Raw genomic sequence first — 24,169 nt, 5'->3', positions numbered from 1 at the left:
ATCCGCGTCAATCGAAAAGGGCCCGGCTCCCTGGAACGGGGCAGGGAGGGTGCGGCGGGTTGACCCGATTCCCTTGCGGGGCAAGGGACTTGGCATGGGGGTTGTCCACAGGAATCCACACCTTCGAAAAGTTATCCACAGGCTGTGCGAAAGATCTGTGGACATCGGAAGTGATCGTTCCGAAAGCCGCATCCGGGACGGGGAATTCCCGAGCCAAACCCTCTCTACACCCACGTTCGGGTGGAAATGGTTCCCTCTAAGGGATTGGTCAGGGAAAACAGGTGGACGAAGGGTGACCTGCGGGGCTGTGGAAGCAGTTGTGGGTTGTAGGCCGATTTGTCGACTGTGTCGCACTTCGTTGTCGACTTGTCCCCAGGTCGAGAAGCGCGCCTGTGGATAACTTCTGTGGATGAAGAAGATCTGCAGGTAGGACCAGCAGGTAGGACCGACAGGCAGGGCAGGTACGGCCGACAGACAGGGCGGGCGGGCCGGACGGGCAGGTCCGGTCAGAAGCGGCCGTCCTGGCAGCGCGCCAGCCAGTCCGAGGCCGCCGCGAACTCGCCGTCCGACGTACCGGCGCGCGGTGCGCGTACGTCCTTCGGATCGACGTCGGCCTGCGGATAGGACCCGATGAACCGCACCTTCGGGCAGACCCTCTTGAGCCCCATCAGCGCCTCGGCCACCCGCCGGTCCGCGATGTGCCCCTCCGCGTCGATGGCGAAGCAGTAGTTGCCGATGCCCTCGCCGGTCGGCCGGGACTGCAGCAGCATCAGGTTGACGCCGCGGACCGCGAACTCCTGGAGCAGTTCGAGCAGCGCGCCGGGATGGTCGTCGCGCTGCCAGATCACCACGGACGTCTTGTCCGCACCGGTCGGCGCCGCGGGCCGGGCGGGCCGGCCCACCAGGACGAACCGGGTCTGCGCGTTCTCCGCGTCGTGGATCTCGGTCTCCAGGGCCTCCAGGCCGTACCGCGCCGCCGCGAACTCGCCCGCGAAGGCCGCGTCGTAACGCCCCTCCTGCACCAGCCGGGCACCGTCCGCGTTGGAGGCCGCCGACTCCCAGACGACGTCCGGGAGGTTGTCCCTCATCCAGTTGCGCACCTGCGGCTGGGCGGCCGGGTGCGCGCTGACCGTCTTGATGTCGGACAGCTTCGTGCCGGGGCGGACCAGCAGCGCGAAGGTGATCGAGAGCAGCACCTCGCGGTAGATCATCAGCGGCTCGCCGACGGCCAGCTGGTCGATCGTCGTGGTGATGCCGCCCTCCACCGAGTTCTCGATCGGCACGAACGCGGCCTCGACCTCACCGGCCCGGACGGCGTCGAGCGCCGCGGGGACGGACACCATCGGGACGAGCTGCCGGGTGGCCGACTCCGGAAGAGTCCGCAGGGCGACTTCGGTGAAGGTGCCCTCGGGGCCGAGATACGCGTAGCTGGCTGGCATGGCCTCACCCTAATGGGCCTTGCGGAACTGGACTCACGCTTCCGGAACCACGCCCCACCGAGTGGATCTCAGCCCTCCAGTAACTTCTGCCCCACGTACTCCCCCTCCGCCGCCCCGCCGGGCACCGCGAACAGTCCGCTCGACTCGTGCCGGATGAAGGTGGACAGCGCGTCCCCGCGATCGAGCTTGCGTTGCACCGGTACGAAGCCGCGCAACGGATCGGCCTGCCAGCAGACGAAGAGCAGCCCCGCGTCGGGCACACCGTCCGCGTCGATGCCGTCGTGGAAGGAGAAGGGCCGGCGGAGCATCGCCGCGCCGCCGTTCTCGTCGGGCCGGGTGATCCGGGCGTGCGCGTTGATGGGGACCAGCAACTTTCCGTCGCCGCCGGTCCTCTCCAGATCCATCGCGGTCGTCTCGGTGCCGCCGGTGCCACCGGACAGCGGCGCCCCGTCGGACTTCCGGCGCCCGATCACGTCCTCCTGGTCCGTGACCGAGAGCTTCTCCCAGTCGTCGAGGAGCATCCGGATACGGCGTACGACGGCGTAGGAACCGCCCGCCATCCACGCCGGGTCGCTCGCGTCGGGCACGAAGATCCGCCGGTCGAAGTCGGACTCCGAGGGCTTGGGATTACGGGTGCCGTCGATCTGCCCCATCAGATTGCGGGCCGTCAACGGGCGGGTGGTCGCGCCGGGCGAGCGGTTGAAGCCGTTCATCTGCCAGCGCACCTTGGCCGCCCGGCCCGCGTCCTGCTGGATCGCGCGCAGGGCGTGGAAGGCGACGAGGGAGTCGTTCGCGCCGATCTGGACCCACAGGTCGCCGTTGCTGCGCGCCTTGTCGAGATGGTCCGACGAGAAGTCCGGCAGGGGGTCGAGGGCGATCGGGCGCTGTTTCTCCAGCCCCGTACGGGCGAAGAAGCTGTGGCCGAAGCCGAAGGTGACCGTGAGGGAGGACGGTCCGGCGTCGCGTGCCACGTCCGTGTCGTCGTGCGCGGACGCCTCGCCCGCCATCAGCCGCTCGGCGGTCGTCGACCAGCGCCGCAGCAGGGCCGCCGCCTCCTTGCGGCCCGCGCCCGCCGCCAGGTCGAAGGCGACGAGATGGCCCTTGGCCTGCAGGGCGTTCGTGATGCCCGGCTGATGTTTCCCGTGAAACATCGCCTTGTCCGCGCCCACCGAGTTGAGGAGCGCGGTCCGGTCGGCGGCGGGCGCGACGGCGTAACCGGCCGCTCCGCCCGCCGCACCCAGCGCGAGGCCCGTGGCACCGGCGGTGCCGAGCAGACGCCGCCGCGAGACGACCCCCCTGGAGGGGGCCTTCGGAGCATCGTTCTTCGGAGCAGCGGTTTTCGGAACAGGGGTCTTGGGAGTGGACTGTTCAGCCATGGTGTCGTTCAGCCGATCTGCGCGTTCTTGTCCACGGTCACCTGGTCGATGTCGGACGTCCGCACGGTCACCTCGATCTGCCAGCTGCCCGCCATGGGGATCTGCACCCCGCTCGCCGTCCAGTGTCCGGTGGCGATGCGGTCGGGGACCACGGGCAGCGGTCCGATGTCCTTCGCCTTGAGGGTGAAGGCGACCTTGACCTCGGGAATGTCGAAGGCCTTGCCGTTCGGCCGCTCCACGTAGACGTGCATGTCGTTGCCGCCGACGCGGGCCGGGTCCAGTTCGACGCGGGCTATCCCCTTGCCGTCCTGGCCGCCCGTGTCGAACGGGATGTCCAGCGACAGCGCCTCACCGGTCTGCGCCTTGGACGCGGCGGCGGTGGCGGCCTTCGCCTCCTCCTCCGTACGCCCCGGTTCGGTGGACGTGAGCACGGTGGTGACGGCCAGCAGGACGACCGCGACGCCCGCCTCGGCGAGCACCGAGCGGCGCAGGCCCGAGCGGAGCGGGTCGGCGTCGCGCAGGCGCTTGTCGCGCGCGGTGGCCACCGCGGCCCGCTGCCGGGCCAGCTGGGCGGCCCGCTTGCCCCCGCCCCCGCCTGCGGGGACCGTCTCCTTGTCGGCGGGGCTCTTCTCGGACCCGCCGAACGCCTTGGACGCCTTGGCGCCCTTGGACCCCTTGCCCCCGGCCGATCCGTTTGACTTCTTGGATGCCGTGGCCCCGGCGGAGGCCTTCACGGACTCCTTGGCCGCCGGCGTCGGCGTCTGCGCCAGCCGGGCGGTCCAGCGTCGCGAGATCCACGCGATGCCGACGAGGACGACCACCAGGCCGACCTTGATCATCAGCAGCTGCCCGTACCAGGTCCCGGTGAGCGCGGACCACGAGCCGACCTGCCGCCACGACTGGTAGATCCCGGTCACGACCAGCACGGCCACGCTGCCGAACGCGACCTGGGAGAAGCGCTGAACGGCGGACCGTTCGATCGACGGCGCCCGGTAGAGCACCACCAGCAACGTCGACAGCCCGCCCAGCCAGACCGCGACGGCGAGCAGATGCAGGACGTCGGCGGGCATCGCGATCCCCGCCTGGAGACCGGTCGAGGCGTGCTCGGCCATCGCCCACGTCGCGGCGAGACCGGCCGCCACGACGAACCCGCCGATGGCGAGCCCGAAGGTCAGATCGCCCTTCTCCTCCTCGTCCTCGCGCTTCTCGTACGCCCCGAAGAGCACGGCGATGAACAGCGCGGCGGCGGCGAGCAGCAGCAGCCTCGACACCAGCGCGGCGCCCGTCTTGGTCTGCAGCACCTCGCTGAGCAGGTTCAGGTCGAAGATGTCCCCGAACTTCCCCGAGCCGGTGTACGAGCCGCGCAGCATCAGCATGGCGAGCGTGGCCCCGGTCAGGGCGAGCCACCCGGAGACCACGAGCCGCTGCACCGCCCGTACACCGGTGCCGCGCTGCCAGCAGGCCAGCACGAAGGCCGAGCCTCCGACGAGCAGGATGAATCCCGCGTACGACACATAGCGCGCGAAGCCGTAGAGGCCGCCCACGAGCCCGCCGCCGGCCTCCTGGTCGGACACGGCGACGGTGGTCGTGGAGGGCGCACCGATGGAGAAGGTGAAGGCGCCGGAGACGGGATGACTGTCCGCCGACACCACCTGGTAGGTCACGGTGAACGTGCCGTCCGGCAGGCCGGAGTGCAGCTTAACGGCGTACGTGTTGCCGCCCTGCCCGGACGTCTTGCCGGTGTCGACGCGCTTGCCCTTGGGGTCGAGCACGCGCACCGAGCTGTCGGACATCGCGACCTGCTCGGAGAAGGTGAGCGACACCTGGGCGGGGGCCTCGGCGACCACCGCTCCCTGCTGGGGGTCGCTCCCGGTCAGGGCGGCGTGCGCGGAGACGGGCACGGCCCCGGCGAGGAGCGCGCCGGTGACGGCGAGGAGCAGCAGCAACAGCGTCCGCACACGGGGAGCGATGGTCTGGCTCAACGGTGGTCCCTCCCTCAGTGGTGCGATGTCGTGAACGGAACGGACAGGGCAGGCAGAGCGGACACGGTGGACGGGCCGGTCGGGGCGTTCGGAGCGGAAGACGACCGCGCGGACGACTTCGTCGCCGTCGACGGCTGGTAGGTGGCGGATTTCACCGGCATCTCGACCTTGATCGGATCGGACTCGGTGAAACGCAGCTCCAGGGACACCGTGTCGCCCTCCTTCGGCTTGCGCTTCAGCTTCTCGAACATGAGGTGGTCGCCACCGCTTTCGAGGACGAGCTTGCCGTGGGCGGGGATGTCGAGATCCTTGACCTGCTCCATCGACTGCCCGACGGTCGTGTGGATGGTGACCTCGCCGGCCACGTCACTGGTGACGGAGGACAGCCGGTCGCCCGTGCCGCCGTCGTTGGCGATGACCAGGAATCCGGCCGCCATGGAGTCCGACACGGGCTGCGGCATATAGGCGGAGCCCACCGAGAGCCCGTTCCCGGAGCCGCCCGAGCCGCCGGGGTCCGAGTCCCCGCAGCCCGTCAGGACGAGTGCGGCGGCAGCCACGAGGGCCGCCGCGGACGCCGTACGACGGGTCACGGCTTCGCGCCCGTGATCAGCGCGGGGAGGTCCTTGGTGTAGTCGTCGACGGTGGCGTCCTCGCCGTACAGCACGTACCCGCCGTCGGTCTTCGGGGAGAACGCGATGACCTGCGTGCCGTGCATGGAGGTGACCTTGCCGTCCTTGCCCTTCGTCGGCGCCTCGATGGAGATGCCCAGCGTCCGGGCGCCCGCCTGGATCGTGTCGAAGGAGCCGGTCAGGCCGACGACGTCCGAGTCGATGCCCTTGAGCCACTTGCCGAGCGCGGCGGGGGTGTCGCGCTCCGGATCGGTGGTGACGAACACGATGCGCAGCGAGTCCTTCTCGGCCTGGGACAGCTTCTTGTCCTGGGCGAGCTGCTTCTTGGCGACGGCGATGTTGTTCATCGTCAACGGGCAGACGTCGGGGCAGTTGGTGTAGCCGAAGTAGACGAGCGTCGGCTTGCCCGCGGTCGCCTCGCGGAGGTCGTACTTCTTGCCGTGCGTGTCGGTGAGGACCAGGTCCGGCTTCTCGAACGGCTTGTCGAGGACTGTGGCGGCCTTGTCCGAGCCGGTCTCGGTGGACACCTCGGCGACGGCGTTGTCACCGCTGCCGCCGCTGCCGCAGGCGGAAAGGGTCAGAGCGGCCGCGGCGAACAGAGCGGCCACGGCGTACGTCTTCTTGCGCATAGTGCATTCTCCTGGGGACGCCGCACTCGGTCTCCGGTGTACGGGCCCCGGCCCCGGCCGGATACGGACCGGCCGGGATCGCGGTGAGCGTCCGACCACGGATCGGTCGGACCGGACCTGCGCGGAGGCCGTACCGGACCGGCGGGGGCCGGTCCGGACCTGCGCGCAGGTCGTACTGGACTTAAGCGTTGCTACGCCGACGGCCGGCGAGAACGCCGAACGCCACGCCCGCCACACCGACGACGATGCCCACGACGCCCAGCACACGGGCCGTGGTGTCGCTGCTGTCGGAGGAGGTGGCCTCGGTGGTCGACGCGGCGGCCTTCGCGTCGTCGGCCTTCTCGGCGTCGTCGTCGGAGGCGGCGGACCCGTGGTGGTCGTCGGTCGCGGCGGACAGCGCGAGCACCGGAGCGGGCGTCTCGGGCTCCTCCTCGCCCTTCTCCTGGGTCTCGATCCAGCGCACGACCTCGTCGTTGGAGTACGTCTGGATCGCCTTGAACACCAGTTCGTCGGCGTCCTCGGGCAGCGCGCCGATGGAGAGCGGGAACTTCTGGAAGAAGCCGGGCTGGATGCCCTTGCCGTCCGCGGTCCAGGTGACCTTGGTGACGGCCTCGTTGATCTTCTCGCCGTGCAGTTCGAGCGGCTTGTCGAGCTTGGACTTGGTGACCTTGACGTTCCAGCCGTCGACGGGCTGCGGCATGACCGAGGCGAGCGGGTGGTCGGCCGGGAAGTTGATCTCCAGCTTGGTGGTCGAGGCCTTGTCGCGCTCGTTCGGCACCTTGAAGTTGACCGTCGCGTAACCGCCCTTGGCGGCCGTGCCCTCGGGCTGCACGCTGACGTGCGCGAACGCGGGGCCGGACAGGACGAGGACGGCGGAGGCGGCGACGACACCGGTCGCGGCGATACGAGAAGCCTTCATGGCAGGAAACACTTCGCTTTCAGCACTGGTTCGGTGAAGAACCGTTCGGTGAAGAACTGGGGATTGCGCGCGTGGAAGAGCGGGCACGCGCGCGTGCCGCACGACGGCATCCCCGGAGTGGGTACGTCCGAAGAAGTACGTCCGAAGTGGTCCGTCGTGTCAGGCGGCGAGGGCGAGTGCCTCGCCGGCCGGCGGACCGCGCCGGCTGACCGAGTGCTGAAGAGCGGTCGTGTGCGGGGCCGCCGGCTCGTACGCCCAGAGGCGCGGTGGGCCGGGCACCGCCGGGAGCACGCCGGGCAGGCCCGACAGCAGGGCCCGTACGAGCGCCAGGGCTCCGCGCAGGGAGACCAGCGGCCCTTCCGTCACTCCGTGCGCCGAGAGCCGCAGGAGGCGCCGCAGGGCGATGTCCCCGCGGCGCAGCAGCCACCCGGCGGCGACCGCGGCGAGAACGTGACCGAGGAGCATCGGCAGCGACGGCAGCACCGAGGCCGGCGATCCGACGGCGGCCGACATGACGCCCGTCTGCTCGTGCAGGGCGTGCGAGGTGCCTGTGCCCGTACCTGTGCTCGTGCCGCCGGTGCCGGTGCCGAGTTGTGCGTCGGCGAGGATCCGCTGGGCCTGGGCGGGGCTGAGCGTCGCGACGGACGCGCCGCACACCAGCCGCGCGGCCCGGGCCACGAGCGAGGTGTCCAGGCCGGTGGAAGCCATGGAAGCCGTGGAAGAAGAGGCGGACGCGGTGACCGCCGTGCCGTGCTGTCCGAGTCCGAAGAGCGTGTGCAGCACCGTCTGGCCGGTCGCGAGGAGCACGGTGATGCCCGGCAGCGAGCGCTCACGCCCGGCGAGCGGCGCCGCGACGGCGAAGACGGCGAGGAAGCCCACCCCGAGCGACCACAGAGGAACCGTCGCGCAGGAGGCGATGGAGTGGCCGGCCGCGGCCAGCACGACACAGACCGCGGTGAACACCGCGGCCCTCAGGACCCGGAGATCACCTCCGGTGCGCGTGCGCTGGTGGGAGGCAGTCATGGCGGGCTCATCATCGCACTGGCCTTACCCGCCCCATACGGCAGGTCCACAAGATGACGTGCGGACCGGAAGATATCGGAAGGTCGGGAAGGTGCCGGAAGATGAGGTTCTGGGGTTTTTCATCCGTGCATGCGCCCATATGTGTGCCCGTACACGCGCCGGCGTCGTTCGACATTGTGTCGGATACATACCGGCCATACACCGGCAGATGGCGTCGGTACATCCCCCGTATGGGCGTTGTCACGTCGACCGCACGCTTAGTTCCGGGTTTCCGCGGCAATACGTAACGGTATGTCGAGCCGCGGCCAGGAGGCTGGAGCATGAGCATCTGGTGGTCCCTCCATCTCCGGCGTGAGGCGGCGAGTGTTCCGCTCGCCCGGCGCCTGCTGATCGGCACGATGGAGTCGGCGGGGGTGGATCCTGACATCTCCTACGACATCTCCGTCGCGCTGAGCGAGGCCTGCGCCAACGCCGTCGAGCACGGGGGCGACACGGACCGGGGGAAGCCCACCGAGGCCTACCGGGTCACCGCCTATCTCGACGGCGAGAAGTGCCGTATCGAAGTGACCGACTCCGGCCCGGGGTTCCCGTTGGGCCGTGGCCGTGCGCCCCTGCGGCCCTCCCACAGCGACGCGGAGCACGGCCGGGGCCTGGGTCTGATCCAGGAGCTCGCCGACCACGTCCACATCGGCAGCTCCGTCAGGGGTGGGGCCGTCGTCAGCTTCGACAAGATCCTCAAGTGGCGCGAGGGCACACCGCTGCTGGCCACCTGACGGCACGTCCAGGGCCTCCGAAGAGGGCTGTTTTCCCGCCGATTTCAGCTTTCCCGGCATTCTCAGGGCGCTCACAGCTTTCACCCATGTCCCTGACGGGTGGCCTCCCTAGCTTTTCCGTCATGACGGGAACACACAAAGGCACGAGCATCACGCGGCGCCGGGCCCTCGCGGTCACCGGCGGTACGGCCGCGGCCGGCGGCCTCGCGATCGCCGGATACCAGTCCGCCTTCGCCGACGGGACGACCGCCACGGCCGCGGGGACCGCCTCGGAGACGGCCTCCGCGAGTGCGTCCGCCACCTCGGGCGGCGGCACCTGCGTCCTCATGTCCAGCGTCACCGAAGGCCCGTACTACCTGGACGGCGCCCTCGTACGGAAGGACATCACCGAGGGCAAGAGCGGTGTCCCGCTGACGCTGCGGATCACCGTGCAGGACACCACGGAGTCCTGCGCCCCGGTCGCCGGCGCGGCCGTGGAGATCTGGCACTGCGACGCCTGGGGCTACTACTCGGGCTACACGACCGCCAATCCCGGCGGTTCCGCGCCCGCCGAGAGCGAGGACGGCTCGACCGCCGACGACAAGACCTATCTGCGGGGCTACCAGGTCGCCGACGCCAACGGGGTCGCCACGTTCGAGACCATCGTCCCCGGCTGGTACACGCCGCGGACCTGCCACATCCACGTGAAGGTGCACACCGGCGGCGAGAAGGAGGACGGCACCTACGAGGGCGGCAAGGTCAACTACACCGGCCAGCTCTTCTTCGACGACGACATCGCCGAGCAGATCTTCGAACTGGAGCCCTACTCCAAGCACTCGGGCACCTGGACCAAGCTCGACGACGACATGGTCTACGACGGAGGGGGCGCCTCCAGCGGCCTGCTCACCCTCAAAGCCGTGCACAAGAAGGACCCCTCCAAGGGCTACAAGGGCTCCATCACGCTCGGGGTCGACCCGGACGCCGAGAACACCGGCGCGGGGAGCGGTGGCGGTGGCGGCGGCACGCCCCCGAGCGGCGCTCCCAGCGACGCCCCGAGCGCGTCGGCCTCCTCCTCCGCCTCCTCCTCGTAAGGGGGCCGCGGGCGATGAGCAGCCGTGCGGACGAGGCGCTGGCGCGGGCCGCGGTGACCGCGCTCACCGGGCAGCTGGCGCTGGCACCCAAGCCAGGACTGCCCGACCCGCGTGATCTCGGTGCCCGGGTGACCGGCGAGGACCACTGTTCGCTGCGCTGGTCGGCCAAGGCGCTGGAGCCGGGCCTAGCGGCGATGGCCGCCGCCGCCCGCCGCACCGGTTCGGCGACGCCCGAACTCCGGGCCGAACTGGGTGCGATCGGGCGCTGCACCGAGCACTCGGTGGCCCTGGCGGGCGGCGGGCACCGCGGAGCGCTGTGGGTGCTCGGCCTGCTGGTCGCCGCCGCGGCCCTGGAACCCCGGGCCGGCGGACGGGACCTGACCACGGCCGCCAAGCGGATCGCGGCCCACTCCGACCGGCGGGCGCCACGACGGCCCTCCCGCGGCTCCTCGGTCTCCGCGAAGTACGGCGCGGCCGGCGCCCGGGGCGAGGCGAAAGCCGGCTTCCCCCATGTGCGCCGGGCGCTGGACACGCTGGCCGCGGCCCGCACCGCGGGCGTTCCCGAGCCGTACGCGCGGCTCGACGCCCTGCTGACCGTCATGTCGACGCTCCAGGACACCGAGTTGCTGTACACGGCGGGGCCGCACGGTCTGCGGCACGTGCAGGCGGGTGCGCGCGGGGTCGTCGAGGCGGGCAGCACGTCCACCGGGCCGGGCCGGGCGGCCCTGGCGGCCTTCGACGAGGACCTCCACGCGCGCGCGTGGAGCCCCCGCGGAAGCAGCGGACTGCTCGCGGGCGCCCTGTTCGCGGACTCGCTTCCGGTGTGGGTCAGTTCACCGGTACCGGCCGCTTGACGGTCGGTTCGGCCGCCTGGCCGCCGAGCGGGTCCGCGGCCCGGCTCTCCGTGCCCCGGCTCTCCGCGGCCCGGCTCCGCGCCGCCCACCGCACCGCGGGACCCATCGCGTACGAGGCCGCCAGCGTCAGCGTGCCGAGGAGCAGCCAGCCCGGCGTCCCCCAGCCCACGAGCAGCGCCGTCAGCACCAGCGGGCCCAGCGTCCGAGCCACCGTCACACCCGTACCGAAGAAGCCCTGGTACTCGCCCACCCGGTCGGCCGGAGCGAGGTCGAAGGAGAGCTGCCAGGACCCCGCCGACTGCTGCATCTCGGCGACGACCTGGAGCACCGCGCCCACCGCCAGCACGCCGACCGCTGTCCACGACGAGACCCCGGCCGACAGGGCGAACACCGCGCACGAGGCCAGCATCACGAGCCCCGAACGCCGTACCGCGCGCGTGGCCGACGCCGTGCCCGTGATCCCGCGGGCCGTCCGCACCTGGAAGAGCATCACCGCACCGGTGTTGAGCACGAACAGCGCGGAGACCACCCACGTCGGAGCCGCGGTCCGCTCGGCGATCCACAGCGGGATGCCCAGGCTCAGGAGCGGCATCCGCAGCAGCAGCACGGTGTTGAGGAGGGTCACGACGGCGTAGGGACGGTCGCGCAGGACGCCGGGAGCGCCGCCCCGTCCGGGCCCCCGACCGGCCCCCACGCGCGCGTGCGTCCCGTTTCGCGCGTGCGTCCCGTCCACGGCCGGCAACCGCAGCAGCACCGCCGCGCACAGCAGGAAGCTCACCGCGTCCAGCGCGAACACCCCGAGGTAGGCCGCCCGCGACCCCGCGTGCAGCGCGAGTCCGCCGAGTCCCGCGCCCACCGCGAGCCCGGCGTTGAGCGTCGACTGGAGGTGCGCGAGCAGCCCCGTGCGCTCCTGGCGGGACACCAGACCGGCCAGGAGCGCCTGCCGGGCGGCCGCGAGCCCCGACTGCGCGGTCGCGTACGCGCACGCCGCCAGCACGAACGGCACGAAGCCGCGGACGACGAGGAAGGACGCCACGGCGAGGCTCGTGGCCAGCGCCAGGAGCACCGCCGTGCCGCGTGGCCCCCGTCGGTCGGCGAACCGCCCCAGGGGTACGCCCGCCACCGAACCGACCGCCCAGGCGATCGTGAGCCCGAGTCCCACGCGCGCGGGTGCGAGCCCGACGACGTGCGTGAAGTAGAGGGCGGAGGTGACGTAGTAGGCGCCGTCCCCGACGGAGTTGCTCAACTGGGCCAGGGCCAGGACCCGCTGCGGCCCCGCGGGCGGGATCACACGGTTCGCCCGTACGGACGCGTCGGCTGCCGTTGCTCGGTTGCTCATGGTCATGACGCTATGAGGGCAGTGGACCTCTCAACAGGCCCAATAACTGTGCTGTTTCCTGGCCCAATTTCCATACCCGGTGCCCGGTGCCCGGTGTGCGGTGCCCAGCGCCCGTCCTGCCTCAGGGCCGCTCCAGCACCTGCCCCAACGCTTCCAACGCCTCCGGATAGACCCGCTCCCGAGGCGTCCCGTACCCCACCACCAGTCCCTGGGGCCGCCCGTCGCCCGGCGTGTGCCAGTGCTCGCCGAGGCGCCCCACCGCGAGGCCCTTCTCGGCGGCCCGCGCCAGCACCGCTTCCTCGTCCGCCACCTCGACCAGCGCGTGCAGTCCCGCCGCGACACCCCGTACGTTCCGTCGCGCGCCCAGCCGGTGGAGGAGCTGGTCCCGGCGGCGCCGGTAGCGCAGCCGGCACGCGCGTACGTGCCGGTCGTAGGCGTGGCCGGTGATCAGCTCGGCGAGGGCCAACTGGCCGATGGACTCGGTGTGGTGGTCGCTGTGCAGCTTGGCGTCGGCGACCGCGTCGACGAGATACGGCGGCAGCACCATCCAGCCGAGCCGCAGCGCGGGTCCGAGCGTCTTGGACGCCGTCCCCAGGTAGGCCACCTGCCCGGGTGCCATCCCCTGGAGCGCGCCCACGGGCTGCCGGTCGTAACGGAACTCCCCGTCGTAGTCGTCCTCGACGATCACCCCTCCACGCGCGCGTGCCCAGTCCGTCAGGGCCCGTCGCCGCTCCGGGTGCAGGGTCACCCCGGTCGGGTACTGATGCGCGGGCGTGACCACGACGGCCGCCGCGTCACCGAGCCCCCTTACGAGGACGCCCCGTTCGTCGACCTCCGCGGGGGTGACCGTCCCGCCGTTGTGCCGCACCACGTCCCGGTGGAAGGGCAGCCCGGGGTCCTCCATGGCGATCGCCCCGCCGTCCAGCACGCGGGTGAGGAGCGCGAGGCCCTGTACGTATCCGGTCGTGACCACGATCCGCTCGGGCGGCGCGATCACCCCGCGCGCCCGCCCCAGGTACCCCGACAGTGCCGTCCGCAGTTCGATCCGGCCGCGCGGATCCCCGTAGTCGTACGCCGAGGAGGGCGCGTTCGCGATCGCCCGGCGCAGCGCCCGCAGCCAGGCCGTCGCCGGAAACGTACCGACGTCGGGGCTGCCGGGCCGCAGATCGAAACGGGGTGCACGCGTGCGTGCCGACGTCTCCGGAGCCGCCGCGTCCACGGCGGGCAGCGGGGCGACCTGGGTGCCCGCGCCCTGCCGCGCGGTCAGATAGCCCTCGGCGACGAGCTGGTCGTACGCCGCCTTCGCCGTGCCGCGCGAGATCCCGAGTTCGACGGCGAGCCGCCGGGTCGCGGGCAGCCGTGCCCCGGGGGCCAGCCGCCCGTCCCGGACGGCGTCGCGCAACGCCCGTTCGAGCCCGGCGCGGCGCCCGTCGGAGACGTCGGCTTCGAGATGCAGATCGACACCGACACCGACCCAGAACGAGTCCACCGACCAGATCTCCTTCCGCCGGGGCCGCGAGGAACCGCGCGGACTTCTGTCTTCAGGGGCGCGAGGAACCGCGCAGCCTTTTGTCTTTGGGGGCGCGGGGAACTGCGCGACCAGCCACAGCGCACCCGCAGACGACGAAAATGGCCGGGCACCCCATCGGTACCCGGCCATTCGTGTCGGTTCATGCCACAGCACAGCGCCGACTCATGTCATCGCACATCAGCCCGTCAGCGAAGCCATCCACGCCTCGACCTCGTCCGACCGGCGAGGAAGCCCCGCGGACAGGTTCCGGTTGCCGTCCTCCGTGACGAGGATGTCGTCCTCGATCCGGACGCCGATGCCCCGGTACTCCTCCGGCACGGTCAGGTCGTCCGCCTGGAAGTACAGCCCAGGCTCGACGGTCAGGCACATGCCCGGCTCCAGCGTCGCGTCCACGTACGTCTCCGTCCGCGCGGCCGCGCAGTCGTGGACGTCCATGCCGAGCATGTGACCGGTGCCGTGCAGCGTCCAGCGGCGCTGCAGCCCCAGCTCCAGGACCCGCTCGACCGGGCCCTCGACGAGCCCCCACTCGACGAGCTTCTCGGCCAGCACGCGCTGGGCGGCGTCGTGGAAGTCCCGGTACTTGGCACCCGGCTGCACGGCCGCGATGCCGGCCTCCTGGGCCTCGTACACGGCGTCGTAGATCTTCTTCTGGATCTCCGAGTACGTGCCGTTGACGGGCAGCGTGCGCGTGACGTCGGCCGTGTACAGGGTGTGCGTCTCCACGCCCGCGTCCAGCAGGAGCAGGTCCCCGGAGCGCACCGGGCCGTCGTTGCGCACCCAGTGCAGCGTGCACGCGTGCGGTCCGGAGGCGCAGATCGAGCCGTAGCCGATATCGTTGCCCTCGACCCGCGCGCGCAGGAAGAACGTGCCCTCGATGTACCGCTCGCTGGTCGCCTCGGCGCGGTCCAGGACCCGTACGACGTCCTCGAAGCCGCGCACGGTCGAGTCGACCGCCTTCTGCAGCTCGCCGGCCTCGAACTCGTCCTTGACCAGCCGTGCCTCGGAGAGGAAGACCCGCAGTTCGGTGTCGCGCTCGGCGGTCACCTTGTCGGTGAGCGCCGCCTCGATCCCGGCGTCGTAACCGCGCACGACCCGGACGGGCCCGGTCGCCTCGCGCAGCCTGTCGGGGAGTTCGCGGACGTCCGAGGCGGGGATGCCGTACAGCTGTTCGGCCTCGGTCAGGGAGTGGCGGCGGCCGACCCACAGCTCGCCCTGGCCGGAGAGCCAGAACTCGCCGTTCTCGCGGTCGGAGCGCGGCAGCAGGTAGATCGTGGCCTTGTGGCCGTCCGCGACCGGCTCCAGCACGAGGACGCCGTCCTCGGTGAGGCTGCCGGTCAGGTACGCGTACTCGACCGAGGCACGGAAGGGGTACTCCGTGTCGTTCGAGCGGGTCTTCAAATTCCCCGCGGGGACGACCAGGCGCTCGCCCGGGAAGCGCGCGGAGAGCGCGGCGCGGCGGGCCGCCGTGTGCGCGGCCTGCGCGATCGGCTCCAGACCGTGCAGCTCCGTGTCGGCCCACCCGGACTTCATGCTCTCGGCCAGCTCGTCGGACACGCCCGGATACAGGCCGTTCTTGCGCTGCTTGATGGGCTCTTCTTCATCCGCCTGGTCGGCGGCATCTTCAAGCACGGCTTCCGGGGTCTCCGGAATGAGCGCCTCCGACACGATCTGCCTCCTCGATACGACTCTGGACGCCTCCCATCGTACGGTCGTACGGAAGAGCGCCCAGGGCCGGAAGACCCGATGACGTGCGGCTCACACACGGGGCGCGTCGGCGCCCCCGGGGAAGCCCCCGCGGCTCACTCGGACCGGCCCGTGCCAGTCGTGCGGCTCACTCGAAGCGGGCCGCGAGCAGCACCACGTCCTCGTCGCTGTCGGCGTCGTCGAGGCCGTCCGGCAGCATGGTCCGCAGGACGTGGTCGGCGACCGCGTCCGGGTCCGTCCGCAGCGCCCTGGGCACGCTCGCGGCGGCCGCGTGCAGCCGCGAGAAGGCCCGGTCCATGGGATCGCCGGTCCGGTGCAGCAGCCCGTCCGTGTAGAGCAGAACCGTCTCTCCCGGTTCCGCCCGGAACTCCACACTGGGCGCCTCCCAGCAGGCGAGCATCCCGAGAGGCGCGGAGAGCGACGTCTCCACGTACTCGGTGCGCCGCTCGCCGATCACCAGCGGCGGGCTGTGTCCGGCCCCGGCCAGCGTGATCTTGCGCAGCGCCGGCTCGCAGTACGCGAACAGGGCGGTGGCGGAGCGGGCCGGTTCGGTGAGCCGCAGCAGCAGTTCGAGGTCGGACAGGACGGCGACCGGGTCCTCGCCCTCCATCACCGCGTACGCCCGCAGGGAGGCCCGCAGCCGGCCCATCGCGGCCACGGCGCTGGGGCCCGACCCGGTGACGGACCCGACCGCGAGGCCGAGCGCGGCGTCGGGCAGCGGCAGCGCGTCGTACCAGTCGCCGCCACCGCGCGGTCCCGTGCGATGGCGGGCGGCGAGCTGGACCCCGGAGACCCGGGGCAGCCGGGAGGGGAGCAGCTCCTCCGAGATCGTCGTGATGCACGCGCGCGTGCGCTCCAGTTCCACCAGGCGGGCCAGGTGCTCGGCCGCGTACGCCGTGTAGAGGCCGACCAGGTGTCGCTGCCGCTCGACCGGCTCGGCCGGCTCGTCGTAGAGCCACACGGCGGCGCCGAGACGGCCCGCCGCGTCCGTGGACAGCGGCAGCGCGTAGCTCGCGGCATAGCCGAGCCGGGCGGCCACCTCGCGGTGCCGCGGGTCGAGCCCGTCCTCGGAGAGCAGATCGGGCTGGGCGATCTCGCCCTCGCCCCCGGGAAGCCCGTCGAGGATCTTCCCGTACGACGTGGAGCTGCGCGGGACGGTCTCGATGTGCCCGAGATCCGCCCGGGCGAGCCCCAGGCCGATCGTGGTGTCCGGGCCGAGGCCGTCGCCCGGTTCCAGCACCACGAGACCGCGCCGGGCGCCCACGAGGGCGGCTCCGGCGCGCAGCAGTTCCTGGAGGGCGTCCGCCAGTGAGGCGGTCCGTGCCAGTCGCTCGGTCAGCTCGTGCAGGGTGGTGAGATCGGACACCCAGCCTGCGAGTCTGTCCTGGAGGACGGCGCCCGGGGCGTGTGGAGAAGTGGCCGGTGGGGAACCCGTGGTGGCACGTGTCGGCGCGACAGTGTGTGTGGGTGAGGGAACCGTTGAATCGATTCCGGCCACTTTCGGGAGGTGAGGGGCGTTCATGGTGTCCGGCTTTCCGACCGGTGCGTATTGCTCAATAGCATCGCAAACCCCCATGTCATTCTGCGCCGCTGGCAGTGTCTCCACATGTACACGCACTCGTAAGGGGATGTCCAGCATTGTCCTGCTGGGATTCCTGGTGTCCGTGGGACCGCTACGGAAAGGTAAAGTTGGCTTAAAATAGACTCTAGTCACGGTGTATTGCGGTCGACTGGCCTAGCTCGACAGAGCGTCACAGCGGTCGTGATGGGTACGTACTCGGTGAAGGCCAGGTGTGGTGGGGATCCTCACGGAACCCTCCCGGAACCTGGCGCCGGACCCGGGCGTCTTAACCACCGACGACCGTGCCCCATCCTCCCGTGGCGGAGGCGGCGAGATATACGCGGGACAGCAAACGCCAGGCGCCGCCACCCCACGCCATGCCCGTGCTTTAGCCAGACGCAGTATGGACGCGGACGCAACCAACGCTCGGCCCATAGGGGTTCCCCTTGTCTCTGACGAGGGTGTGATGCGCCAGTAGGTACGCACAGTGAAGTGATCGACACATGGTGTGATGTGGTTCCTCGGCGTTCAACGGAAAGGAACGAGCGCACATGCGCGAGATCCTCGGAAGGCGACGCAGGCTCCTGTCCAGGCGAAACGACGGGAGGCCTGAGGTGCTCAGCGCGGCCCTGACCTTCGCGACCCAATGGCAGTGGCCCGTACTCCCGGGTGTGGCCCCGGACCCGCAGGGGCGGGCCCGATGCGGGTGCCCGGACCCGGAGTGCACGGTGCCAGGTGCCCACCCCTTCGACCCCGGCCTGCTCGCGGCCACCACGGACGAGCGCATGGCGCGCTGGTGGTGGACGAACCGGCCGACAGCCCCGATCATCCTCGCCACCGGAGGAAACGCCCCGTGTGCGGTGAGCCTGCCGGCTCCGGCCGCGGCCCGGGCGCTGGCCGCACTCGACCTCAAGGAAATGCGCCTCGGCCCCGTGATCGCGTCCCCGACGCGCTGGGCGCTGCTCGTGAAGCCGTACTCCCTGGAGCAGCTGGGTGAGCTGCTCTACGCCAAGGACTTCGTGCCCGGCTCGCTGCGTTTCCACGGCGAGGGCGGTTACGTGGCCCTGCCGCCGTCGGAGACCGGACAGGGCGGGATCCGCTGGGAGCGGGCTCCGCTGCCGGGTTCGGCCGCCCCCTGGGTGCCCGATGTCGAGGCCGTGGTGGACGCGGTGGTGGAGGCTCTCACTCGTACGGGTGTGAGCGCCCCCGAGTTGTAGGGGACTCGGGCGCGCGGCGAACCGCGCGCCCGCCCTCGCTCGTTATCGTCCCATTTATGCTGCGTCACTCCGGGGGACGACCCCTGGACTCCCTGTACTCACCGCACTCCCCGGACCCCGACCGACCGGATCCCCGAAAAGTCCGCCTGGCGATGCTGGCGGTCATCGTCGTCCTCACGGTCGCGCTGCCGCTGGCTGTGGCCTCCGCGGGGCCGGTGGGTCGCGATGCTCCCGCGTCCTCCTCCGCATCCTCACCGTCTTCCGCACGCGCGTCCGCACAGTCGTCGGACGGCGACGGCCGTGACGCGGGTGAGCGGGGCGCCGACGGCCGTAACGCCGACGGTCGTGATGCCGGCGTCTCCGGTTCAGCCGGTTCCGGTTTTGGCGGTTCCGGATCCGACGGTTCTCGTTCTGCCGGTTCTGTTTCCGGTTCCGGTTCTGGTTCCGGCGGTCCCGGTTCCGGCGGGGCGCCCGGCTCCGGTCACGCCGACGGTGGGGCGGCCGACCGGCACCCCTCGGCTTCCGAACGCTCCCTGACGCTCGGTGTGGGGCTCGCCACCGCCGCCCGCTGCGGACCCGAACTCACCTCCCCCGACGGCATCGAGGCGCAGACGTGCGTGCTGACGCAGGGGCGGGAGACCTGGGCGCGTACCTACTACCGCAACGCGACCGGTGACGCCCTCACGTCCGTACTGACTCTTCTGGCGCCCGGAGGCCGCACAGTGCGGATGTACTGCGCGGTGGGCGCGGACGACGAACCGGGGGTGTGCGAGACACCGCGGGAGCGGACGGCGGGCGACGCTTCGGAGTACTCGGCGATCGCTGAGTACGCCGGGTCCGCGGACGGGGCCGACGGGCCGCTGCTTCTGCGCTCGGGGAGCAACTCGCCTGTGCAGAAAGCGCGTTGAGGACTTCGCCGAGGGCGGTCCCGGGTCCGGACATGAAAAGACCCGGTTGCTGGCGACGGGGGATGCACCAGCAACCGGGCTATTGGAACGGTAACAAGAGATCGGCTGTTCGCAAATTCGATCTCGGCTATTCAGACACGGATTCGCTTGTCACGACCGGGAGTTGTGACAGGAGTCACCCGCTTTGCGCACCTGTCGCCCGGCTGACCGGTCGGTCAGCCGGGGTGGGGTGCACGCCGTGCGTCAGCTGAGGGTGACCTGGCGATTGGTGAGACCGCCGCGCGCCCGGCGCTCGTCCGCGGTGAGCGGTGCGTCCGTGGCCAGCGCGGCGGCGAGCCGCTCGGCGAACTCGGACGCGGGCTTCTCGATGTCCTCGGCCGACACGCCCGTCGGCAGGTCCCAGACCGGGACGGTGAGGCCGTGGGCACGGAAGGAACCGACCAGCCGGGTGCCCTCGCCGAGGCTCGACCGGCCCTCCGCGTGCAGCCGCGCGAGCGCGTCCAGAAGCTGCTCCTCGGGGTGCGGCATGACCCAGCGCAGGTGGTTCTTGTCGGGGGTCTCGCACCAGTACGCGGCGTCGACACCGGCGAGCTTCACCGTCGGGATGGCGGCGGCGTTGGCGCGCTCGAGGGAGGCGGTGACCTCCGTGGCGGCGTTCTGTGCGTCCGGAACCCAGAATTCGAAGCCCTCGTGCACAACTGGCTCGAACGCGCCTTCGGGGTCGAGGAGATCCTGCAGGCGCACTCCGTCGCCCGGGGCGCGGCGGCCCTGCACCGGAGTGCCTGGTTCCGCGGTGAGCGCGCGCTGGAGCGTGTCGGCCAGGTCGCGGCTGATGTCGCCGGACGCCGTGTCGTTCTGCAGGCCGATGAGCACCGAGCCGTCCTCGCGGCGCAGGGCCGGCCAGGCCATCGGAAGCACCGTCGCGAGCGTGACCGACGGCACGCCCTCCGGAAGGGCCTCCTTCAGGTGCAGCTCGACGGTCGCAGCGGGTACCAGCTCGCGCAGCGCGATCCAGTCGCCCTCGCTCGGCAGGCCCTCGAACGGCCGGTGGACCAGCTCGGTCACGGCGTGCGCGGCGGCGCGTCCGTGACACGCCTTGTAGCGGCGGCCGCTGCCGCAGGGGCAGGGCTCGCGTGCTCCGACAACCGGGACGTGTCCGTCTGCTCCGGCGGCGCGGGCCCCATCCTGCCGCTGCGGCTGCTTGGCCTTCGTCTGGGGTCGCTTCTTGGCCATCGTGGATGTCTCCCGGTTACGGCTCGACTCGTACGGGCGCGAGCCTAGCCGTTCGTACGGGGACCGACGGGACCCTGTGGACAACGTGCCGGGTCGCACCCGGAGCGGTGCTTCGGTTCGTCCCGGAACCAGCACTTCCGTCTGCTTCGGCCCGGCGGGCCCACTCGGCCCGCCCTGTTCGGTAGGTCCAGTCGGTTCGGTAGGTCCAGTCGGGCGGACCGGCCCGGCCGGTCCATCGGGCCCGCCCTGTTCGGTCGGTTCCGCCGGTCCGGCAGGTGCAGTCAGTCCAGACGGTCGAATGCGTCCCCGAAGTCCAGGTCGGATATCGCGGACGTCGTGGACGCCGCGGACACAGCCGGGGCCACGACCCGCGTGGCGAAGTCGTTGCGCCGGCGTACGGCACAGGCGTCTTTGTGTACGACCACCCACACCGTGACCTCACCGCGGGTGTCGTCCCGGACACCCCAGTCGACGGCCAGCGCCGTGATGATGTTCAGCCCACGGCCGCCGCGCGCGGTGACCGAGGGTGTGGCCGGAACCGGACGCGTCGGACCACCGCCGTCCGTCACCTCGACGGTGAGTCTGCCGGTCGGTTCGACACGCCACGCCGCCCGGACGTCGCCGTCCCCGGCGAAGGCTTCACCCAGTGGCCTGCCATGACGGCAGGCGTTGCTCAGTAGTTCGGAAAGGATCAGTACGGCGTCGTCGATGACCGTTTCCACCACACCCCCGGTGCGTAGTTGATCCCGCATCCGGTGCCTTGCTTCTCCCACGCCCGCAGGGCCATGGGGTACGGCCATGCTCGACGACGTGGGCACCTCTTGTGCCACCATCAACGCCACCCCCGAGACCTCCTTTGCCCCACGCCACGGTGTGGATGCCCTTCTGGGATGGACCGGAAACCGGCCAATGCACGTGCAGTGACGCACTCGTAACGATCGAACACGGAACGAATGCGCCGGAGCACTCCCTGTAATCGAGTGGCCTGAAATCGACCATATGGCCGAGATGCGACAGCTCGTAGGCGGAACGTGTGGGGCCTGTGGGGAACGGGAGGGGAGTGGTTTCAGCGGCCCAGCTGGCGCAGCACCGCGCGCGGGCGGTTGGTGATGATGGCGTCGACGCCGAGCCCGAGGCACAGGTCGACGTCCTCGGAGTCGTTCACCGTCCACACGTGCACCTGGTGACCGGCCCGCTTCAGGCGCTCGATGTACGCAGGATGGCTGCGCACGATCCGCATCGAGGGACCCGCGATCCGGACCCCCGGAGGCAGCCGTCCGTCGCGCAGCCGGGGTGAGACGAACTGCAACAGGTAGACCGTCGGCATCGTCGGGGACGCGGCACGGACGCGCTGCAGGGAGCGCGCCGAGAAACTCATGACGCGTACCGGTGACTCGGCGGGCGAGGACGGTGCGTCCAGGCCGAAGCGCTTCAGGAGGACCAGCAGACGCTCCTCGACCTGGCCGGCCCAGCGTGTGGGGTGCTTCGTCTCGATGGCGAGCCGTACGGGACGGCCGGCGTCCGCCACGAGTTCGAGCAGGCGCTCCAGGGTGAGGACGGACTGCTGCTCCCAGGAAGGGGGCCGTTGCTGCTCCCAGTCGGGCGCCTCGTCGCGGTTCTTCCAGGAGCCGAAGTCCAGGGCGGCGAGATCCGCGAGCTCCAGGGCGGAGACGGCGCCGCGTCCGTTGGAGGTGCGGTTCACGCGGCGGTCGTGGACGCAGACGAGATGCCCGTCCGCGGTCAGCCGTACATCGCACTCAAGGGCGTCGGCCCCGTCCTCGATGGCTTTCTCGTACGCGGCCAGAGTGTGCTCGGGGGCCTCTTCGGAGGCCCCGCGATGAGCGACGACCTGGGTCGGGTGCTGTCGTGCGTGGGTCACCGCGTCATGGTGCCACCGCGAATGGGTACGCGTGCGACGGGTGGCGGCATCGGCGGCGCGGGCCGTGCAGTGGTTTTGTCAGACCTGTCCTATATAAATGAAGATCTCGGAGTCACAGGTGCCGCTTATGGCGCCCTGACGTCCTGTGGGAAAAGCTGACGGCATACAAAAGCACATGCACAGCTGAATCGTGCCGGTTCCCGAACACGCGTGGTGGAGTCCTGAACGCCCGCGACCGAACGTGACCGGATGCGAACTTACTGAACAGCCGTGGATCGAGAGGAAGAGCTGTGAGCACCGAGAACGAGGGCACTGCAGTACCCCCGGCCCCGTCTGCACCTCCCGTGCCGGTGGATACTCCCGCTGCTTCCGCGCCCCCGGAGCAGGCGGTATCGCCGGGAGCGGGTCCCGCGGGCCCCCACGAGGGCGCGAACCGGCCCCAGAGGCCGGGCTCCTTCCCGGGAGACGCGCCGACGGCCACGTTGCCCCCGACACCCTCCGGGGCTCCCCAGGGCGCCGTTCCGGCCCCGGAAGGAGGCGCCTGGCCGCCTCCTCCGCCGGCCACGCCCTCGTACACGAACGAAGCGGGCTCCGGCCCGTACGCGACAGGCGGCGAAGGCGGCTCCGGCCCGTACGGAGGCGGTGGCGCGGGCGGATCGGGCCCCTACGGAGGCGGTGGCGAGGGCGGTTCCGGTCCCTACGGAGGCGGCGGCGAGAGCAGCTCCGGGGACGTCTGGGGTGCCTCCTACCAGCAGCCCGCCCCCAAGCCGAAGTCCGGCGGGCGGGGCGGTCTGGTCGCCGCGGTCCTGGTGGCCGCGCTGATCGCGGGCGGCGTGGGCGGCGGCATCGGCTACTGGGCGGCCGACCGCAACGACGACTCCTCGGGTTCGACGACGGTCTCCTCGTCCGAGAGCGGCGGCGACCTCAAGCGCGACGCGGGCACGGTCGCGAACGTGGCCGCCACGGCGCTGCCGAGCACGGTCACCATCGAGGCCGAGGGCAGCAACGGCGAGGGCGGCACGGGTACCGGCTTCGTCTTCGACAAGCAGGGCCACATCCTCACCAACAACCATGTGGTCGCCGAGGCGGTCGAGAGCGGCAAGCTGTCGGCCACGTTCTCGAACGGCAAGAAGTACGACGCCGAGGTGGTCGGCCACGCCCAGGGCTACGACGTCGCGGTCATCAAGCTCAAGAACGCGCCGGACAACCTCAAGCCGCTGCCGCTCGGCAACTCGGACAAGATCGCGGTCGGCGACTCCACCATCGCGATCGGCGCTCCGTTCGGGCTGTCGAACACGGTGACCACGGGCATCATCAGCGCGAAGAACCGCCCGGTCGCCTCCAGCGACGGCAGCTCCAGCAGCAAGGCCTCGTACATGAGCGCCCTGCAGACCGACGCCTCGATCAACCCGGGCAACTCCGGAGGCCCGCTCCTGGACGCCAAGGGCGCGGTGATCGGCATCAACTCCGCGATCCAGTCCACCGGCGGCGGCCTGGGCGGCACGAGCCAGTCCGGTTCCATCGGCCTGGGCTTCGCGATCCCGATCAACCAGGCGAAGAACGTCGCCCAGCAGCTCATCAAGACCGGCAAGCCCGTCTATCCGGTCATCGGTGCCTCCGTCTCCCTGGAGGAGGGCACGGGCGCGAAGATCACCGAACAGGGCGCCGCCAACTCCGACGCGGTCACGCCGAACGGCCCCGCCGCGAAGGCCGGTCTCAAGCCCGGCGACGTCATCACCAAGCTCGACGACCGCGTGATCGACAGCGGCCCCACCCTCATCGGCGAGATCTGGACCCACCAGCCCGGCGACACCGTCAAGCTCACCTACACCCGCGACGGCAAGCAGCGCACAGCCGAAGTGACCCTGGGCCAGCGCGAGGGCGACAGCTGACCGGTTAGTCTTGTCCCCGCGCCGATCTCTCAGCGGCGCGGGGTGGGTTGCCCGAGCGGCCTAAGGGAACGGTCTTGAAAACCGTCGTCGCAGCGATGTGACCGTGGGTTCAAATCCCACACCCACCGCAGATGAACGGCCCCTGACCAGGTAGATCGGTCGGGGGCCGTTGTCGTGCGCGCTCTCCGCCGATCACCGGGATCCCCCGTCG

The 24,169-nt window shown here is 71.1% G+C and carries 20 protein-coding genes and 1 tRNA gene; 7 read left to right on the top strand and 14 right to left on the bottom strand.

Translation table 11 applies throughout. The features are described from left to right. Nucleotides 1-506 precede the first annotated feature (506 nt). The 7 genes from pheA to ACZ60E_RS12110 form a co-directional block, all read right to left on the bottom strand. Nucleotides 507-1,439 (bottom strand): prephenate dehydratase, encoded by a 933-nt coding sequence (gene pheA / locus ACZ60E_RS12140; RefSeq protein ID WP_384807737.1) that lies wholly within the window; start codon nt 1,437-1,439, stop codon nt 507-509. A 68-nt stretch (nt 1,440-1,507) separates the two neighbouring features. After that, nucleotides 1,508-2,815: an iron uptake transporter deferrochelatase/peroxidase subunit gene (efeB, locus tag ACZ60E_RS12135; protein WP_469439867.1), complete on the bottom strand. Its 1,308-nt coding sequence runs from the start codon at nt 2,813-2,815 to the stop codon at nt 1,508-1,510. 8 nt (nt 2,816-2,823) lie between these two features. Then, nucleotides 2,824-4,797: a copper resistance CopC/CopD family protein gene (locus ACZ60E_RS12130; RefSeq protein WP_469439865.1), complete on the bottom strand. Its 1,974-nt coding sequence runs from the start codon at nt 4,795-4,797 to the stop codon at nt 2,824-2,826. Nucleotides 4,798-4,811: 14 nt separating this feature from the next. Continuing rightward, on the bottom strand, nt 4,812-5,387 hold the full coding sequence (locus tag ACZ60E_RS12125) for a copper chaperone PCu(A)C (protein ID WP_469439863.1): 576 nt from the start codon (nt 5,385-5,387) through the stop codon (nt 4,812-4,814). After that, on the bottom strand, nt 5,384-6,055 hold the full coding sequence (locus tag ACZ60E_RS12120; RefSeq protein ID WP_469439861.1) for an SCO family protein: 672 nt from the start codon (nt 6,053-6,055) through the stop codon (nt 5,384-5,386). Before ACZ60E_RS12120 ends, ACZ60E_RS12125 begins: the two co-directional genes overlap by 4 nt. Before the next feature lie 181 nt (nt 6,056-6,236). Then, entirely contained in the window at nt 6,237-6,974 is a 738-nt protein-coding gene (locus ACZ60E_RS12115) for a YcnI family copper-binding membrane protein (protein WP_469439859.1), read from the bottom strand. 159 nt (nt 6,975-7,133) lie between these two features. Beyond that, nucleotides 7,134-7,997 (bottom strand): hypothetical protein, encoded by an 864-nt coding sequence (locus ACZ60E_RS12110; RefSeq protein WP_469439857.1) that lies wholly within the window; start codon nt 7,995-7,997, stop codon nt 7,134-7,136. A gap of 320 nt (nt 7,998-8,317) precedes the next feature. On the opposite strand from ACZ60E_RS12110, the gene ACZ60E_RS12105 reads away from it, so the two are divergent. The 3 genes from ACZ60E_RS12105 (at nt 8,318) to ACZ60E_RS12095 (ending at nt 10,694) form a co-directional block, all read left to right on the top strand. Then, complete coding sequence (locus tag ACZ60E_RS12105) at nt 8,318-8,770, top strand: ATP-binding protein (protein WP_469439856.1); 453 nt, start codon at nt 8,318-8,320, stop codon at nt 8,768-8,770. 122 nt (nt 8,771-8,892) lie between these two features. Next, nucleotides 8,893-9,840 (top strand): intradiol ring-cleavage dioxygenase, encoded by a 948-nt coding sequence (locus tag ACZ60E_RS12100; RefSeq protein WP_469439854.1) that lies wholly within the window; start codon nt 8,893-8,895, stop codon nt 9,838-9,840. Nucleotides 9,841-9,854: 14 nt separating this feature from the next. Further along, entirely contained in the window at nt 9,855-10,694 is an 840-nt protein-coding gene (locus ACZ60E_RS12095; protein ID WP_469439852.1) for a triphosphoribosyl-dephospho-CoA synthase, read from the top strand. Here the strand turns inward: ACZ60E_RS12095 and ACZ60E_RS12090 are convergent. The 4 genes from ACZ60E_RS12090 to ACZ60E_RS12075 all read right to left on the bottom strand — a co-directional run bounded on the left by ACZ60E_RS12090 (nt 10,669) and on the right by ACZ60E_RS12075 (nt 16,907). Next, entirely contained in the window at nt 10,669-12,033 is a 1,365-nt protein-coding gene (locus ACZ60E_RS12090) for an MFS transporter (RefSeq protein ID WP_469439850.1), read from the bottom strand. The genes ACZ60E_RS12095 and ACZ60E_RS12090 overlap by 26 nt on opposite strands. A gap of 121 nt (nt 12,034-12,154) precedes the next feature. After that, nucleotides 12,155-13,522 (bottom strand): MocR-like pyridoxine biosynthesis transcription factor PdxR, encoded by a 1,368-nt coding sequence (pdxR, locus tag ACZ60E_RS12085; protein ID WP_469439847.1) that lies wholly within the window; start codon nt 13,520-13,522, stop codon nt 12,155-12,157. Nucleotides 13,523-13,741: 219 nt separating this feature from the next. Further along, the gene (locus ACZ60E_RS12080) at nt 13,742-15,229 is read right to left on the bottom strand and encodes an aminopeptidase P family protein (protein WP_469439846.1); all 1,488 of its coding nucleotides are present in this window, start codon (nt 15,227-15,229) and stop codon (nt 13,742-13,744) included. Between the two features lie 166 nt (nt 15,230-15,395). Continuing rightward, nucleotides 15,396-16,907, bottom strand: coding sequence for a PP2C family protein-serine/threonine phosphatase (locus ACZ60E_RS12075; protein ID WP_469439843.1), 1,512 nt, complete (start codon nt 16,905-16,907; stop codon nt 15,396-15,398). 473 nt (nt 16,908-17,380) lie between these two features. Between ACZ60E_RS12075 and ACZ60E_RS12070 the strand changes: the two genes are divergently transcribed. Both ACZ60E_RS12070 and ACZ60E_RS12065 read left to right on the top strand, forming a co-directional pair. Next, nucleotides 17,381-18,046 carry a bifunctional DNA primase/polymerase gene (locus ACZ60E_RS12070; RefSeq protein WP_469439841.1) on the top strand — a complete coding sequence of 222 codons (666 nt, stop codon included), beginning with the start codon at nt 17,381-17,383 and terminating at the stop codon, nt 18,044-18,046. A gap of 56 nt (nt 18,047-18,102) precedes the next feature. Next, the gene (locus ACZ60E_RS12065; RefSeq protein WP_469439839.1) at nt 18,103-18,954 is read left to right on the top strand and encodes a hypothetical protein; all 852 of its coding nucleotides are present in this window, start codon (nt 18,103-18,105) and stop codon (nt 18,952-18,954) included. Nucleotides 18,955-19,197: 243 nt separating this feature from the next. On the opposite strand, the gene ACZ60E_RS12060 is transcribed toward ACZ60E_RS12065, so the two are convergent. The 3 genes from ACZ60E_RS12060 to ACZ60E_RS12050 form a co-directional block, all read right to left on the bottom strand. After that, nucleotides 19,198-20,187, bottom strand: a complete 990-nt coding sequence (locus ACZ60E_RS12060; RefSeq protein WP_384806655.1) for a DUF5926 family protein — start codon at nt 20,185-20,187, stop codon at nt 19,198-19,200. 281 nt (nt 20,188-20,468) lie between these two features. Beyond that, a complete protein-coding gene (locus ACZ60E_RS12055) occupies nt 20,469-21,116 on the bottom strand; it encodes an ATP-binding protein (RefSeq protein ID WP_469439836.1) in 648 nt (215 codons plus the stop codon). A 137-nt stretch (nt 21,117-21,253) separates the two neighbouring features. Continuing rightward, entirely contained in the window at nt 21,254-22,066 is an 813-nt protein-coding gene (locus ACZ60E_RS12050) for a glycerophosphodiester phosphodiesterase (RefSeq protein ID WP_189771495.1), read from the bottom strand. A gap of 290 nt (nt 22,067-22,356) precedes the next feature. Here ACZ60E_RS12050 and ACZ60E_RS12045 point away from each other — a divergent pair, with 290 nt between their 5' ends. Continuing rightward, nucleotides 22,357-23,958, top strand: a complete 1,602-nt coding sequence (locus tag ACZ60E_RS12045) for a S1C family serine protease (RefSeq protein WP_469439833.1) — start codon at nt 22,357-22,359, stop codon at nt 23,956-23,958. 41 nt (nt 23,959-23,999) lie between these two features. Then, a tRNA-Ser gene (locus ACZ60E_RS12040) sits at nt 24,000-24,086 on the top strand. Nucleotides 24,087-24,169: the final 83 nt, after the last annotated feature.

The sequence above is a fragment of the Streptomyces sp. NPDC102514 genome, assembly GCF_055584525.1.
The sequence above is the reverse complement of the archived record's forward strand: the minus strand, read 5'-3'. Positions and strand labels throughout refer to the sequence as shown.

Coding starts and splice junctions, on each gene's coding strand:
- pheA (WP_384807737.1), bottom strand. CDS start 1,439: ATGCCAGCCAGCTACGCGTATCTCGGCCCCGAGGGCACCTTCACCGAA.
- efeB (WP_469439867.1), bottom strand. CDS start 2,815: ATGGCTGAACAGTCCACTCCCAAGACCCCTGTTCCGAAAACCGCTGCT.
- ACZ60E_RS12120 (WP_469439861.1), bottom strand. CDS start 6,055: ATGCGCAAGAAGACGTACGCCGTGGCCGCTCTGTTCGCCGCGGCCGCT.
- ACZ60E_RS12115 (WP_469439859.1), bottom strand. CDS start 6,974: ATGAAGGCTTCTCGTATCGCCGCGACCGGTGTCGTCGCCGCCTCCGCC.
- ACZ60E_RS12110 (WP_469439857.1), bottom strand. CDS start 7,997: ATGACTGCCTCCCACCAGCGCACGCGCACCGGAGGTGATCTCCGGGTC.
- ACZ60E_RS12105 (WP_469439856.1), top strand. CDS start 8,318: ATGAGCATCTGGTGGTCCCTCCATCTCCGGCGTGAGGCGGCGAGTGTT.
- ACZ60E_RS12100 (WP_469439854.1), top strand. CDS start 8,893: ATGACGGGAACACACAAAGGCACGAGCATCACGCGGCGCCGGGCCCTC.
- ACZ60E_RS12095 (WP_469439852.1), top strand. CDS start 9,855: ATGAGCAGCCGTGCGGACGAGGCGCTGGCGCGGGCCGCGGTGACCGCG.
- ACZ60E_RS12090 (WP_469439850.1), bottom strand. CDS start 12,033: ATGAGCAACCGAGCAACGGCAGCCGACGCGTCCGTACGGGCGAACCGT.
- ACZ60E_RS12075 (WP_469439843.1), bottom strand. CDS start 16,907: ATGCTGGACATCCCCTTACGAGTGCGTGTACATGTGGAGACACTGCCA.
- ACZ60E_RS12070 (WP_469439841.1), top strand. CDS start 17,381: ATGCGCGAGATCCTCGGAAGGCGACGCAGGCTCCTGTCCAGGCGAAAC.
- ACZ60E_RS12065 (WP_469439839.1), top strand. CDS start 18,103: ATGCTGCGTCACTCCGGGGGACGACCCCTGGACTCCCTGTACTCACCG.
- ACZ60E_RS12060 (WP_384806655.1), bottom strand. CDS start 20,187: ATGGCCAAGAAGCGACCCCAGACGAAGGCCAAGCAGCCGCAGCGGCAG.